The following is a 13,959-nucleotide window of genomic DNA, read 5'->3' as shown; positions in this document are numbered from 1 at the left end:
ACGGAAAGGCCGTCACGCAAAAAGCGACGGCCAGTCCGGTAATTACGAACGCAGTTTCGCGTCGTGGCCCTGCTTGGCGGCATCGATCAGGACAGCCATCAGGCCATCGACGACATCGTCTTGCAGGGTGTTTTGAGTATCTTGCAAGCTAATCCGGAAAGCAAGGCTTTTTTCATCCGTTTCCAGCCCTTTTCCACGATATTCATCAAATAAAACAATGGCTTGCACGATACGCGCCGCAGGGCTTGCCTTGGCGGCGGCGTGGAAACTGTCGAGCAGATCCTGCACGGCCACCGATTGCTTGACGACCACGGCCAGGTCGCGGCTGGCGCCAGGGAATTTCGAGATTTCCTGGTACACGGGCACGACTCTTTGCGTCAGGGCAGCGGCATCGACTTCGAACAGCACGGGCGCCAGCGGCAGGTCGTACTTTTGCATCCAGCGCGGGTGCAATTCGCCGATGAAACCGATGACCTTGCCGTCGAGTTCCACATTGGCCGAACGGCCCGGATGCAGGGCTGGATGTTCCGCCTTGGTGAAACGCAAGACCAGCGGCGCGAACAGCGCTTCCAGGTCCGCCTTCACGTCGAAGAAGTCGACCGTGCGGGACGGCTGACCCCACTGTTCGTCGGCCACCGCGCCGTAGGCCATGGCCGCCACACGCTTGGGCTGGGCGTAGCCGGCCACCGACAAGGGGCCGTTTTGCACGCTGTCGTCGCGCTGGTAGATGGCGCCCACTTCGAAGATGCGCACGCGGTTCGTCTTGCGGTTCAGGTTGTAGCGCACGTTGGCGATCAGGCTGCCGATCAGCGAGGAACGCATCACGCTCATCTGGCTGGCGATCGGATTCTGCAATTTGATCGGATGCGTATTGCCCGAGAAATCGCGCTCCCATGCCGCATCGACAAAGCTCATGTTAACCACTTCCTGGAAGCCCAGGTCGGCCAGCTCATGACGTACCGCAAACAAGGAGCGGGTATTTTCCGGTGCAATCTGCATCACGTTCGCGGCCACGGGCGGCAAGGTCGGGATGTTTTCAAAACCGTACACGCGCGCCACTTCCTCGATCAGGTCTTCCTCGATCTCGATGTCGAAACGGTAGCTGGGAGAGGTCACGGAAAACACGCCGTCCGCCAGGGTGAACGGCAGCGCCAGGCGCGTGAAGATGTCGGCGATCAGCTCATCGTTGAGCGGCACGCCGATGACTTTTTGCGCGCGCGCCGTGCGCATCGACACGGGCTGGCGTTGCGGCAAGTTCACCACGTGGTCGTCGACGGGGCCGACGGTGGTGGCCGGCGTGCCGCAGATTTCCACGATCAGGGCCGTGATGCGCTCGATGTGCTCGACGGTGGTGGCGAAATCGACGCCGCGCTCGAAGCGGTACGCCGCATCGGTCGAGAAATTCAAACGGCGGGCGCGGCCCTGGATGGCGTTCGGCCACCAGAATGCCGCTTCCAGGTAGATGCTGTCCGTATCGTCCGACACGGAACTGGCGTCGCCGCCCATGATGCCGGCCAGCGATTCGATTTCCTGGTCGTCCGCAATGACGCCAATCCACTCGTCGACGGCAACGGTGTTGCCATTCAACAGCTTGACGGATTCGCCCGCCTTGCCCCAACGCACGTCGAGGCTGCCGTGGATCTTTGCCAGGTCAAACACGTGGCTGGGACGGCCCAGTTCCAGCATGACATAGTTGGAAATATCGACCAGGGCCGACAGCGGACGCTGGCCGCTGCGCTCGAGGCGCTGCTTCATCCAGTCCGGCGTGGCTGCCTTGGCGTTCAGGCCGCGGATGACGCGACCCGTGAAACGGCCGCACAGGTCCGGCGCGCTGACTTTCACGGGCAGGACTTCGTCGCTGGAAACCGGCACGGCGCGGAACTGCGGCGCATTTAGCGGTACGCCCGTGAGTGCCGACACTTCGCGCGCCACGCCCAGCACGGACAGGCAGTCCGCCTTGTTCGGCGTCAACTTGATGGTGAATTTCAAGTCGTTCAAGGCAAAGTAATCGCGGAAATTCTGGCCGATCGGCGCGTCGTCCGGCAATTCCATCAAGCCGGCGTTTTCTTCCGACAATTTCAATTCGCGCGCGGAGCACAGCATGCCTTGCGACTCGACGCCGCGCAGCTGGCCCACCTTGATTTCAAACGGCTTGCCATCGGCGCCGGGGGCAGCACGGCGCCCGCCATCGCGCAGACGACTTTCAAGCCCGGGCGCACGTTGGGCGCGCCGCAGACGATGTTGAGCATGGTGCCCGTGCCGACGTCAACCTGGCACACGTTCAGGCGGTCCGCGTTCGGATGTTTTTCCATCTCCAGGACCAAACCTACCACCACGTTCGAGAAAGGCGGGGCGACGGGATCGACGTCCTCGACTTCGAGACCGGACATGGTCAGCAGATGGGCCAGTTCGTCCGAAGTCATCTTCGGATCGACCATGGTACGGAGCCAGTTTTCGGAAAATTGCATAATCAAGCCTTCAAAGGGTCAAAGCTCACAGCGCGAGCGCACGGGCGCTCAAGCGCCATGAATCAAACGGAACAACGCTTAGTTGAATTGCTTCAAGAAACGCAAGTCGCCTTCATAGAACAGACGCAGGTCATTGATGCCATAGCGCAGCATCGTCAAGCGTTCCAGGCCGGAGCCGAAAGCGAAACCGATGAATTTCTCGGGATCGAGGCCGAAGTTCTTCACCACGGTCGGATGCACCTGGCCGGCGCCCGACACTTCCAGCCAGCGGCCCTTCAAAGGACCGGAGCCGAAGGCGATGTCGATCTCGGCCGACGGTTCCGTGAACGGGAAGTACGACGGGCGGAAGCGCACCTGCAGGTCGTCCGTTTCGAAGAAGGCCTTGACGAAGTTCAGGTACACGCCCTTCAGGTCGGCAAAGCTGATGTCTTCGGCGATCCACAGGCCTTCGACCTGGTGGAACATCGGCGAATGAGTGGCGTCGCTGTCGACGCGGTAGGTGCGGCCCGGCGCGATGACCTTGATCGGCGGCGTATGCGTGCGCGCATAGCGCACCTGCATCGGGCTTGTGTGCGTGCGCAGCAGCAAGGGCTTGCCATCGGTGTCGTTGCCATCGATGTAGAACGTGTCTTGCATGGAACGGGCTGGGTGGTTTTCCGGGCTGTTGAGCGCCGTGAAGTTGGTCCAGTCGTTTTCGATTTCGGGGCCGTCGGCCACGTCGAAACCGATCGAGCGGAAGATTTCCTCGACCCGTTCCCACGTGCGCATCACGGGATGGATGCCGCCGGGCATGCGGCCACGGCCCGGCAGGGTCACGTCGATCGCTTCGGCGTTCAGACGGCCTTGCATCTGGGCATCGGCCAGCGCATCACGGCGCGCCGTCAGCGCGTCTTCGATCTGCACTTTGACGGCGTTGATCAGGGCGCCCTGCGCCTTGCGCGCGTCCGGGTCCAGCTTGCCCAGGCCCTTCATCATTTCGGTAATCTGGCCAGTCTTGCCCAGGTAGCGGGCTTTGGCGTTTTCAAGTGCGGCAGCGTCTGCGGCGGCGATAAAGTCAGCCTGGGCCGAGACGACGAGTTCTTCTAGGGAGTTCATGCGGCTTTTCCTGTTTTGGAAATCAATCCTGGATTTAGTAATCTAGAACCCAACAATCAAAAACGGAAACGGGGCACAAGGTGGTTGTACACCCCTGCCCCGCTCTTTATAACGTCATCCTGGGGATGACGTTGTGCAATGACCGATGCTTACGCAGCGATTTTTGCTTTCACTGCGTTGACAATCGCAGCGAATGCTGGCTTGTCCATCACAGCCATATCGGCCAGGACTTTACGGTCCAGTTCGATATTTGCTTTTTCAAGCCGTTCATGAATACGCTGTACGTTACGCCATGCTCACGGGAAGCGGCGTTGATACGGGCGATCCACAGGCGGCGGAAAACACGCTTCTTGTTGCGGCGATCGCGGTAAGCGTATTGGCCAGCGCGCATAACTGCTTGCTTGGCAACACGGTATACACGGCTGCGGCGACCACGGTAGCCTTTAGCTTGAACAAGAATCTTCTTATGACGGGCACGAGCTGTAACCCCACGTTTTACTCTAGGCATAGTAACTCCTTAAATTGAGTGTGAGATTAAGCAGTCGGCATCATGCGCATGACGGATGTGACATCCGATGCGTTGATGTTACGGGTACCGCGCAACTGACGTTTGTTTTTGGTGGTTTTCTTGGTCAGGATGTGGCGTTTGAACGCGTGACCCGACTTGACTGTTCCACCTGGACGCACGCGAAAACGTTTTTTCGCGGAGCTTTTGGTCTTCATTTTAGGCATAGCAATCTGTCCTCTTACGGACAGCTCCATTTATAACAGGATTGCAGGTGGCAACACGACGCTGCGCTTAGATGCCTGCTTTCACATGTTGTGCAGCGGATGCGAGTCCGCTACAGTTCACGCGGCCCGCACATTGCTGAGCGGGCCGCGCAAATTCTGCCTGGGGTTTGACGCCGCGCCAATGCTGGCACGCGCTGTGTCCACCCACAGTAAAACGCTATTGTAACTTACTTCTTCTTCTTAGGCGAAAGAACCATGATCATTTGGCGGCCTTCCATCTTCGGGAACTGCTCGACCTGGCCGTACGGCTCCAGATCGGCTTTCAGACGTTCCAGCATGCGGAAGCCAATATCCTGGTGCGCCATCTCACGACCGCGGAAACGCAAGGTGATCTTGGTTTTATCGCCGTCTTCAAGGAACTTGATGAGATTACGCAACTTGATATTGTAGTCACCATCATCAGTCCCCGGACGGAATTTGACTTCCTTCACGAGGATGATCTTTTGCTTCAATTTGGCTTCGTGAGCTTTCTTTTGCTCCGAATACTTAAATTTGCCGTAGTCCATCAAACGGCACACCGGTGGCTGCGCGGTAGGCGCAATTTCCACCAGGTCGACGTTTGCCTCTTCCGCCAGGCGGAAGGCTTCAGCCAAACTTACGATACCGAGTGGCTCGTTATCGACCCCGCTTAAACGCATTTCAGGGGCAGTGATTTCGCCATTGATGCGATGTGACTTGTCAGTAGCTATTGTAATTTCCTTTAAAAATCTTGTAAGACGGTCGTGCAGCGAGTTTCCTCGTCAGGCCTTGGTGTCGACTTCATGTTTGAGTCGCTCAATCAGGGCATCGACGGACATGACGCCCAGATCGACATTGCCCCGCGCCCGCACGGCCACTGTATTCGCATCCCGCTCTTTGTCGCCAATTACTAAGATGTAAGGCAATTTTTGTACGGAATGTTCACGTATTTTATAGGTAATCTTCTCGTTACGCAAATCAGCCTGTACGCGCAGCCCCGCTTTGCGCAGTTTTGTTGTTACTTCTTGTACATAATCAGCTTGGGCGTCGGAAATATTCAACACTGACACTTGCACCGGCGACAGCCACAACGGCATGGCACCCGCATAGTGTTCGATCAGGATGCCGATGAAACGTTCCAGCGAACCCACGATCGCGCGGTGCAGCATGATCGGCACCTGGCGCGTGTTGTCCACGGCCACGTATTCGGCACCCAGGCGGCCCGGCATCGACGGATCGATCTGCACGGTACCCACTTGCCATGCGCGGCCCAAGCTGTCTTTCAGGTGGTACTCGATCTTCGGACCATAGAACGCGCCCTCGCCCGGCAATTCCGTCCATTCCACGCCACAGGCGCGCAAGGCCGAACGCAGGGATTCCTCGGCAAAATCCCACGATTCTTCCGTGCCGATGCGGTTATCGGGACGCAAGGCCAGCTTCACGTCGATATTCGTGAAGCCGAACGCCGTGTACACATCCATGGCCTGCTGGTGGAAGGCCGTCACTTCGCCGGCGATCTGCTCTTCCAGGCAGAAAATGTGGCCGTCATCCTGCGTAAATCCGCGCACGCGCATCATGCCGTGCAAGGCGCCCGATGGTTCGTTGCGATGGCATTGGCCGAATTCGCCGTAGCGCAATGGCAAGTCGCGGTAGCTGCGCATGCCATTGTTGAAAATCTGGATATGACCAGGGCAATTCATCGGCTTCAGCGCATAGGCGCGGTTTTCCGATTCCGTGATGAACATGTTTTCACGGTAATTATCCCAGTGGCCGGTTTTTTCCCAAAGACCACGGTCGAGAATCTGCGGCGCCTTAACTTCCTGGTAACCGTTGACCTGGTACACATTGCGCATGTATTGTTCGACCTGCTGCCAGATCGACCAGCCTTTCGGGTGCCAGAAGATCAGGCCTGGCGCTTCTTCCTGGAAATGGAAGAAATCGAGCTGCTTGCCCAGCTTGCGGTGATCGCGCTTTTCCGCCTCTTCCAGGTTGTGCAGATACAATTCCTGGTCTTCCTTCTTGGCCCAGGCCGTGCCATAGATACGCTGCAGCATCTCGTTTTTCGAGTCGCCGCGCCAGTAGGCGCCGGCCAGCTTCATCAATTTGAAGACTTTCAGCTTGCCCGTCGATGGCACGTGGGGGCCGCGGCACAAGTCCGTGAACTTGCCTTCGGAATACAGCGACACTTCCTGGTCGGCCGGGATGGAGCCGATCAGTTCAGCCTTGTAGGCTTCGCCGATGCCCTTGAAGTAGTCGATGGCTTCGTCGCGCGCGACAACCTTGCGCGTGACTTGCTCATCCTTCTTGGCCAGTTCCGCCATTTTCTTTTCGATCGCAACCAGATCCTCCGGCGTGAACGGCCGCTTGTAGGCGAAGTCATAATAAAAGCCGTTGTCGATCACGGGACCGATGGTCACTTGCGCGTCCGGGAACAATTCCTTGACGGCATATGCCAGCAAGTGGGCCGTCGAGTGGCGGATCACTTCCAGGCCGTCGGCGTCCTTGTCCGTGACGATCGCCAGTTCCGCGTCTTGCTCGATCAGATAGGAGGTATCGACCAACTTGCCGTCGACCTTGCCCGCCAGGGCAGCCTTGGCCAGGCCGGTACCAATATTGGCCGCAACCTGGGCCACGGTGACCGGGCCGTCAAATTGACGGGCGGAACCATCGGGAAGTCGGATTGTAAGCATATTGATCTCCATATCGGCGCTGGCGCCAGGTAAAACTGCAATGAATGGTGTGGACTGAAAAACTGAAAGGAAAACGCAGACGCAAAAAAACGCGGACTAGCCGCGTTTTTCACTTTTTGGAGACAAAGGAAACCCGTTCGACTAGCGTCACTCCCAAAGCTTGGTAGTAGTTCGCGGTGTCATAACCGGCTTTACCTTTCTCTCTAACTGCATTCTGGTGGGCGGTGAGGAATTCGAATCCCCGACCCCTTGGATGTCGACCAAGTATTCTAACCAGCTGAACTAACCGCCCGTAAAACTTTTGTTGATCATTGTATTTCAAATGACCGCTTGCGGCTTGCGCCAGCTTAAAACTCTTTAAAACCACTTACTGCTAAATTCTGGTGGGCGGTGAGGAATTCGAATCCCCGACCCCTTGGATGTCGACCAAGTATTCTAACCAGCTGAACTAACCGCCCCGAAGACCAGCATTATAGAGAGGCTTTCCCAGAATGACAAGAGCTGTTTTACAGGAAACTTTAATCTGTTTTTCATCCGCTTCCCGGGCGTCAGCCCCTTTTATATAGAGTCGGCCCGGTGCATGCGGAATGCCGCTAGAATCGCGGCATGAACTCCACCCTATTCGCCTGGCTGAAAACCCTGAGCCGCATCTGCGGTTTTGAAACGGCCGACTCCTTCCCTCCCAATCACCCCTACGCGCGCACGCGCTGGGAAGCCGCGTATTTCGATATCGCCTCCGACGTGAAGCCAGACGAGATCGAACGGCGCATCTGCGCGGCCATCGCCAACACGCCGAGCGTCTTCGCCTACATCAGCAATCCCACGCCGCGCATGCAGCGCGCGCTGCTGAACGTGATCCACGACCGGCTGCGGCGCCAGCCCGGCGCGGGCGCCACGGACCTTGTCTTGTTATTGATCAATGCCTATGCCAGTCCCCACATCGCGGAAGCCGTGCCCGGCCTGCGCACCCTGATCCACAACACGGAACAGGAAGACACGAACCTGCGCGTGCATGCCATCCTGGAATTGCTGGTCGGCACGCCGCGGGGGCTCGATGTGATCGATATGTAATCGTCACGCATGATTGGCGGGCACATAACGCGCCCGCAGGCGCATGAACGGCGTTTCCACCAATCTATACAGGAGCCAGCCCGTAAAGATACTGACGGCGATACTGATCAGTATCGCCACGAGGCCGTCCGGCCCATATCCCATCTCCTGCAACAGTGGGCGCAGCAGGATGCACAGCTGCTTGTGCAACAAATAAATCGCATACGACCACAGGGCCAGGCTGGCCGCACCCGGCACGCGCAGTTTATATAATGCGCTGCCGGGACTGAGCGCGGCGATCAGCAGCAAGCTGAAACTGACGGCCAGGGCCGGATAGCCGAACACGGTCACCGCATAGCCATAGTGATCGGTGAGAAACACATAAAACATCAGCGCCGTGCCCGCGATTCCCGCCAGCAAGGTGCGGTTGCCGTAGGAGGTCAGGCGCGCCCAGGCACCAGGGTGGTAATTCTTCATCAGCGCCAAGGCCACGCCCGCCACCAGTTCGTCGAAGCGGCACCACGACGCGTAATAAATATACTTGTAATAGCCAAGGCCGCCGCGCGGCACTTGCACGTATTCATCCCACAGGTAGGCGCGCACCAGCATGCCGACGATCAAGCTGCCGGCCACGGCCAGCCAGGCCCACAGCAAGGACTTGCGGCAGGCGGCGATCACCAGCGCCACGGCCGGCAGCAGCACGTAGAACTGCTCTTCCACACACAGCGACCACGCATGCGAAAACGCCGTGCCCGGCGTCAGATTGATGTTTTGCGTAAACGTCAGGAATTTCCACAGCGGCAATAGCGCGCTATCGCCGCGAAACGCGGGCCACACATAATACAAAGCCAGCACGACATAGAAATTGGGCAGGGTGCGCAAAAATCTCCGCGCATAGAAGCGGGACAGTGAAAAGCCGTGCGCGCTGCGCAAGGCCCCGAAGATCTGGTTGCCGATCAGGTAGCCGCTGAGGGCAAAGAACAGGTCCACGCCTACCCAGCCGATTTCGCCCCAGAAACCGAACGCCCCGCCCTCGCTGACGAACAGCAGATAGTGGTTCATGAAAACGAGCACGATGGCCAGCGCACGCAAGGTATCGAGGCCATACAGGCGGGAAGGATGGGACGTACTGGACATGGAATCGGCAAGGGAAAACAACGGTGGCGCCGATCATGCCACGCCAGAGTGCGGCATGGCCACATTTTTGCAGGCGTGCACGGCGAATCCCGCTAAAATATGCCGACCCCGCTTTCCCTTCCCGCAACAGCATAGGATATGTCCAGCATGAGCAGCGCACTCCACTTCAAGTCCATCAACTACACGGGCCAGGGCAGCGGCCCGCGCCTGATCGTCACGGGCGCCGTGCACGGCAATGAAACCTGCGGCACCAAGGGCATCCACCGCGTGATGGCTGAACTCGACAGCGGCGCCCTGTCCATCGTGGCCGGCAGCGTCACCTTCGTGCCCATCACCAACCCGCTGGCCTACGCCAAGGGCGTGCGCAGCGGCGACCGCAACCTGAACCGCAATCTGTTTCCGAACGACCATCCACAGGATTTCGAAGACCGTATCGCCAACTGGCTGTGCCCACTGCTGGGCCAGCACGACGTGCTGCTCGACTTGCACTCGTTCAATGCCGACAGCCAGCCCTTCGTCATGGTGGGACCGCGCAACAACGAGGGCCCGCTGCAACCGTTTCAACATGAAGAAAAGGAACGCGCGCTGGCGCGCCGCCTGGGCGTGCGCCGCTTCGTCGACGGCTGGCTGCATGCCTACGGTCAGGGCGTGCAGCGCCGCCTGGGCAATAGCGACCAGGTGGGCCTGGTCTTGCGCTATGGCGTGGGCACGACGGAATACATGCGCTCGACGGGCGGCTATGCCCTGACCCTGGAATGCGGCCAGCACGCGGACCCGGCCGCGCCGGATGTGGCCTACCGCGCCATCATGAACACGCTCGCCTTCCTCGGCTTCATCGACGCGCCGCCACCGGAACCGATCGCCGATGCCGACATGGAAGCGCTGAACATGGTCGTCGTGCACGACAAGCTGCATGCAAGCGACCGCTTCATCAAGACCTGGTCCAGCTTTGACAAGGTCAAACAGGGCGAGCAGATCGGCGTGCGCGCGGACGGCACGCCCGTGACGGCCGAATTCGACGCCTATATCCTCTTCCCGGACGTCAACGCGCAAGCCAATGCCGAGTGGTATTACCTGGCGCGGGTGGCCAGCAGCTTCTGATCAATGCCCCACTGATTTGGAAAAGAGATTAATCACCAGCACGCCGGCAATGATCAGCCCCAGGCCGATCAGGGCCGGCGTATCGAGGCTTTGCTTGAACCAGAACCAGCCCACGGCGGAAATGAGCACGATGCCCACGCCCGACCAGATCGCATACACGATGCCGGTAGGAATGACCTTCAGGGTCAGCGACAAGCACCAGAAGGCGATGCTGTAGCCGACCACGGTGATGATGCTGGGCCACAAGCGGCTGAAGCCCTCGGACGCCTTCAAGGCGCTGGTGGCGATGACTTCGGCGATGATGGCGATGGCCAGGTAGAAATACGTCATGGCGAGACTCATGCTGGCATCCTTTATTGCGGGCTGAGCAATTTCAAGCCCAGGATGCCGGAGACGATCAGGGCGATGCAGGCGATGCGCGCGGCGCTGGCCGGTTCGCCCAGCACCATGATGCCGAAGATGGCCGTGCCCACGGTGCCGATGCCCGTCCAGATGGCGTAGGCCGTGCCCAGCGGCAAGGTGCGCAAGGCCAGGCCCAGCATCACCACACTGCCCAGCATGGACACCGCCGTCAAGACGGAGGGCACGAGGCGGGTAAAGCCGGCGCTGTATTTGAGGCCGATGGCCCAGCCGATTTCCAGCAAACCCGCCAATACCAGAATGATCCACGCCATACTTTTCTCCCGAGGCGGCAGGGTCGTCCCCGCCATGCAGCCCCCACATCGAGCGGGGTCGTCCCCACAGGAGCAAAAGGAAAAGTATACCATTGGGTGAAAAGTCTTGCCGCAAGCACATTTTTTCTAGTGCTGTTGCCAAAAAACATGCGTCTGGCAGCATAATTGCCGCATCCATTCACTCTCGGGAACAACGATGCTGCTACTGGCCCAAATCCTTACCGCCCTCATCCTGCTGCTGCACGTCTACATCGTGCTGCTGGAAACCGTGCTGTTCGATGCGCGCGGACGCAAGGTCTTTGGCCTGAGCAAGGAAAAGGCGGAGATCGTGCGCCCCGCCATGTCGAACCAGGGCTGCTACAACGGCTTTCTTGTCGCCGCGCTGGCGCTGGGCTTTTTCATCCGGACGCGGCCATCGCCCATGCATTCACCGTCTTCGGCCTGACCTGCATCGCCGTGGCCGGCGTGTGGGGCGCAGCCACCGTCATGGCGCGTATCCTCTACCTGCAAACCGTGCCGGCCGTCATCGCCTTGCTGCTGTTCCACTTCGCCTGATCCCTGCCAAGGCGGCCAGCCGGCCGCCCTACCCCACTCCGTGCCGCCCGCGCATACCCCAAATGGGTGATGTTTCCAAGAAACACGCCCGATACAATTCCTTGTAGCAATAAAAAAGATACCACCAGACACATGGTGGCAAGTCACAGTCCACAGGGGAAATCATGCAAGCACATCCAACCACCTTTGCCGTCACTTTGCTCGGCTGCCTCATGCTGTCCGCCTGCGGTGGCGGCGGCAGCGACGACAGCGGCTCGGGCAGCGGCTCCACCAGTGCCAGCGGCGGCACCTCGTCAAGCTGCCAGTACAGCAATCTGATCAGCGATACGGAACGCAAGCAGGCCAGCGCCTGTGGCATCCAGGTATCGGGCAACTACGCCCAGGCGGACTCGGGATACGATAGCCTCGTTGCCGCCTGCAAACAGGGAGACAAAGCCAAGGCGGATGCCTATTACAGTGGCACCTACCAGCACATGGTCGACTATGCGCGCGCCGTGAGCAAGGAACTCGGTTGCGGGCAAAACAACGGCGCCACCTTGCCCAACAACACCACGGCCAGCAACTACAATTTCTGTGTCAAAAGCACCACCGTCAATGGTAAGCTCAGCTATGAAGGCGCTTGCTATGGCCCCGTCAAGTCCGGCGAAGGCGGCTGCGGCAGCGGCTATAACTATATCAGCCAGTACGCCAGCCTCAGCACGTGCACCTCCGGCGGCAAAAGCTGGCTGGAATCGCGTTAAGGAAGCCGGGCGGCCATAGCAAAGGCCGCCCGCGATCTTGTCCATCGCTTGCCGCATGAGGATCGCCAATGACGCCATCGCTCGCCGTCGCCAGCCAGGCACTGATTACCCTGATCTATGAAGCGGCCACGCGGCATGGCGCCTGGTCGCAATTCCTCGCCGCCCTTGCGCAACAACTGAAATCGCACGCGGGTTTGATCTGGGCCAATGATTTCAGCAACCGCTCGGTCGACGTGCAGCTGCCGGGCAGCGGCCTGGCCGCCACGTATGGCTTCGAATCGGAGGCCATGGCCAGCTTTGCCAGCTACTACGGCGCGCGCAATGTGTGGCTGGAAGACGCCACCCTGCACCGCGAGGGCGCCGTCGTCACCGGCTCCATGCTGTTTCCCGACCATTGCCTGAAGAAAACCGAGTACTGGACGGACTGGCTGCGCCCGCAAGACATCTTCTATACGGCGGCGGCCATCGTCGAATTGCGCGCCGAGCGCTCCACCAACGTCACCGTGGTACGCCGCGAACAGGCGGGCGTCTACGAGGCGGGCGAGCTGGCGCTGATCCGCAGCCTGATGCCGCACCTGCAGACGGCCTTTGCCCTGCAGCGCAAACTGCGCCGGCTGGAAGTGCTGTCCCAGAGTTCCACCCAGGTGCTGGAATTGCTGCCGTTCGGCGTACTGTTGCTCGACGCCACCTCACAATTGCTGTACGCCAACGAGCGGGCGCTGGCCATGACGGCGTCAACGCGCTTGCTGCAGCTGCGCGAGGGAGCGCCCCTGTATTGCCCGCGCGAAGCGGACAACGGCGCGCTGCGGCGCATGCTGCACGAGGCGGCCCAAACGGGCACGACAGCGGCAGGCGGCCCCGGCGGCGTGCTCAACCTGAACGGCTTGACGGGAGAACAGCTGCGCCTGCGCGTCACGCCCCTGCCCTCCTGGCACAGCCCGTTCGGCTCGGCCAGCGCCATCGCCGTCTTCCTCAGCGACAGCAGCGACCTGATCACCTCCCTGGCGGCGACCCTGCGCAATTTCTATGGCATGACCGTGGCCGAGGCGCGCCTGACGGAAGCGCTCGTCAACGGCTACTCCCTGCAGGAATACGCCGAACGCCAACGCATCTCCATCCACACGGCCCGCACGCAAATCAAGAGCGCCACCGCCAAGGCCGGCGCCCAGCGCCAGGTGGACCTGGTGCGCATCGTGCTGACGGGCCCGGCCGTGCTGCAGCGCAATCCCCTTCCCGCCTGAGCTTTCAAAAACGCGCGCCGCCGGCACGCTTTTCATTTATATCGTAAGATACGTATATCGCAATATAACGATATTAAAATTGAACAATCACGATATATACATCGCTGAAAAGCGAATTGTGTATTGAGGAGAAACAACATGGATATCGACGCCATCCACAAGGCGCTGGCCAATCCCGTGCGCCGGCAGATTTTGCAATGGCTCAAGGAGCCGGAACAGTATTTTCAGGAACAGGACCACCCGCTGCACCTGGGCGTGTGCGCCGGCCTGATCGACCGCCGCCTGAACCTGTCGCAATCGACGGTGTCGGCGCACCTGGCCAGCTTGCAGAAGGCGGGCCTGATTTCGGCCACCAAGGTGGGCCAATGGAGTTTCTTCAGCCGCAACGAAACCACCATCGCGGCCTTTCTCGACCACATGCAACAAGGTTTGTAAGCATCCCCATCTCAACGCCGCCC

Annotated in this window: 12 protein-coding genes, 2 tRNA genes and 3 pseudogenes; 6 read left to right on the top strand and 11 right to left on the bottom strand. The window is 59.6% G+C overall.

Features of this window, described 5'->3' with window-relative positions; all coding sequences use genetic code 11:
* Positions 1-42: 42 nt before the first annotated feature.
* The 8 genes and pseudogenes from pheT to ACRHIG_RS14255 all read right to left on the bottom strand — a co-directional run bounded on the left by pheT (position 43) and on the right by ACRHIG_RS14255 (position 7,461).
* A pseudogene (gene pheT / locus ACRHIG_RS14290) lies at positions 43-2,468 on the bottom strand (phenylalanine--tRNA ligase subunit beta).
* Positions 2,469-2,546: 78 nt separating this feature from the next.
* The gene (gene pheS / locus ACRHIG_RS14285) at positions 2,547-3,563 is read right to left on the bottom strand and encodes a phenylalanine--tRNA ligase subunit alpha (protein WP_034751917.1); all 1,017 of its coding nucleotides are present in this window, start codon (positions 3,561-3,563) and stop codon (positions 2,547-2,549) included.
* A gap of 242 nt (positions 3,564-3,805) precedes the next feature.
* A pseudogene (gene rplT, locus ACRHIG_RS14280) lies at positions 3,806-4,071 on the bottom strand (50S ribosomal protein L20); the annotation flags it as partial.
* A 26-nt stretch (positions 4,072-4,097) separates the two neighbouring features.
* Positions 4,098-4,295 carry a 50S ribosomal protein L35 gene (gene rpmI / locus ACRHIG_RS14275; protein WP_038493025.1) on the bottom strand — a complete coding sequence of 66 codons (198 nt, stop codon included), beginning with the start codon at positions 4,293-4,295 and terminating at the stop codon, positions 4,098-4,100.
* A gap of 227 nt (positions 4,296-4,522) precedes the next feature.
* A complete protein-coding gene (gene infC, locus ACRHIG_RS14270; protein ID WP_205711303.1) occupies positions 4,523-5,083 on the bottom strand; it encodes a translation initiation factor IF-3 in 561 nt (186 codons plus the stop codon).
* Positions 5,084-5,095: 12 nt separating this feature from the next.
* Positions 5,096-7,003 carry a threonine--tRNA ligase gene (thrS, locus tag ACRHIG_RS14265; protein WP_071326353.1) on the bottom strand — a complete coding sequence of 636 codons (1,908 nt, stop codon included), beginning with the start codon at positions 7,001-7,003 and terminating at the stop codon, positions 5,096-5,098.
* Positions 7,004-7,218: 215 nt separating this feature from the next.
* A tRNA-Val gene (locus ACRHIG_RS14260) sits at positions 7,219-7,295 on the bottom strand.
* Positions 7,296-7,384: 89 nt separating this feature from the next.
* Positions 7,385-7,461, bottom strand: a tRNA-Val gene (locus tag ACRHIG_RS14255).
* 148 nt (positions 7,462-7,609) lie between these two features.
* Here ACRHIG_RS14255 and ACRHIG_RS14250 point away from each other — a divergent pair.
* A complete protein-coding gene (locus tag ACRHIG_RS14250; protein ID WP_489630542.1) occupies positions 7,610-8,074 on the top strand; it encodes a hypothetical protein in 465 nt (154 codons plus the stop codon).
* Positions 8,075-8,077: 3 nt separating this feature from the next.
* On the opposite strand, the gene ACRHIG_RS14245 is transcribed toward ACRHIG_RS14250, so the two are convergent.
* Positions 8,078-9,190 (bottom strand): acyltransferase family protein, encoded by a 1,113-nt coding sequence (locus ACRHIG_RS14245; RefSeq protein ID WP_489630541.1) that lies wholly within the window; start codon positions 9,188-9,190, stop codon positions 8,078-8,080.
* A gap of 138 nt (positions 9,191-9,328) precedes the next feature.
* On the opposite strand from ACRHIG_RS14245, the gene ACRHIG_RS14240 reads away from it, so the two are divergent.
* Entirely contained in the window at positions 9,329-10,291 is a 963-nt protein-coding gene (locus tag ACRHIG_RS14240; RefSeq protein WP_489630540.1) for a M14 family metallopeptidase, read from the top strand.
* On the opposite strand, the gene ACRHIG_RS14235 is transcribed toward ACRHIG_RS14240, so the two are convergent.
* Both ACRHIG_RS14235 and sugE read right to left on the bottom strand, forming a co-directional pair.
* Positions 10,292-10,621 (bottom strand): SMR family transporter, encoded by a 330-nt coding sequence (locus ACRHIG_RS14235; RefSeq protein WP_151097794.1) that lies wholly within the window; start codon positions 10,619-10,621, stop codon positions 10,292-10,294. It lies immediately after the preceding gene.
* Between the two features lie 23 nt (positions 10,622-10,644).
* The gene (sugE, locus tag ACRHIG_RS14230) at positions 10,645-10,965 is read right to left on the bottom strand and encodes a quaternary ammonium compound efflux SMR transporter SugE (protein WP_070217981.1); all 321 of its coding nucleotides are present in this window, start codon (positions 10,963-10,965) and stop codon (positions 10,645-10,647) included.
* A 196-nt stretch (positions 10,966-11,161) separates the two neighbouring features.
* Here sugE and ACRHIG_RS14225 point away from each other — a divergent pair.
* The 4 genes and pseudogenes from ACRHIG_RS14225 to ACRHIG_RS14210 all read left to right on the top strand — a co-directional run bounded on the left by ACRHIG_RS14225 (position 11,162) and on the right by ACRHIG_RS14210 (position 13,936).
* Positions 11,162-11,520, top strand: a pseudogene (locus tag ACRHIG_RS14225) (DUF1304 domain-containing protein).
* 164 nt (positions 11,521-11,684) lie between these two features.
* Complete coding sequence (locus ACRHIG_RS14220; protein WP_489630539.1) at positions 11,685-12,260, top strand: hypothetical protein; 576 nt, start codon at positions 11,685-11,687, stop codon at positions 12,258-12,260.
* Positions 12,261-12,328: 68 nt separating this feature from the next.
* A complete protein-coding gene (locus ACRHIG_RS14215) occupies positions 12,329-13,501 on the top strand; it encodes a helix-turn-helix transcriptional regulator (protein ID WP_475413967.1) in 1,173 nt (390 codons plus the stop codon).
* 138 nt (positions 13,502-13,639) lie between these two features.
* Positions 13,640-13,936, top strand: coding sequence for an ArsR/SmtB family transcription factor (locus ACRHIG_RS14210; RefSeq protein WP_475413968.1), 297 nt, complete (start codon positions 13,640-13,642; stop codon positions 13,934-13,936).
* Positions 13,937-13,959: the final 23 nt, after the last annotated feature.

It is taken from the genome of Janthinobacterium sp. C22, assembly GCF_057919405.1.
Note: the sequence above shows the minus strand (reverse complement) of the source record. Positions and strands in the feature narration are given on the sequence as shown.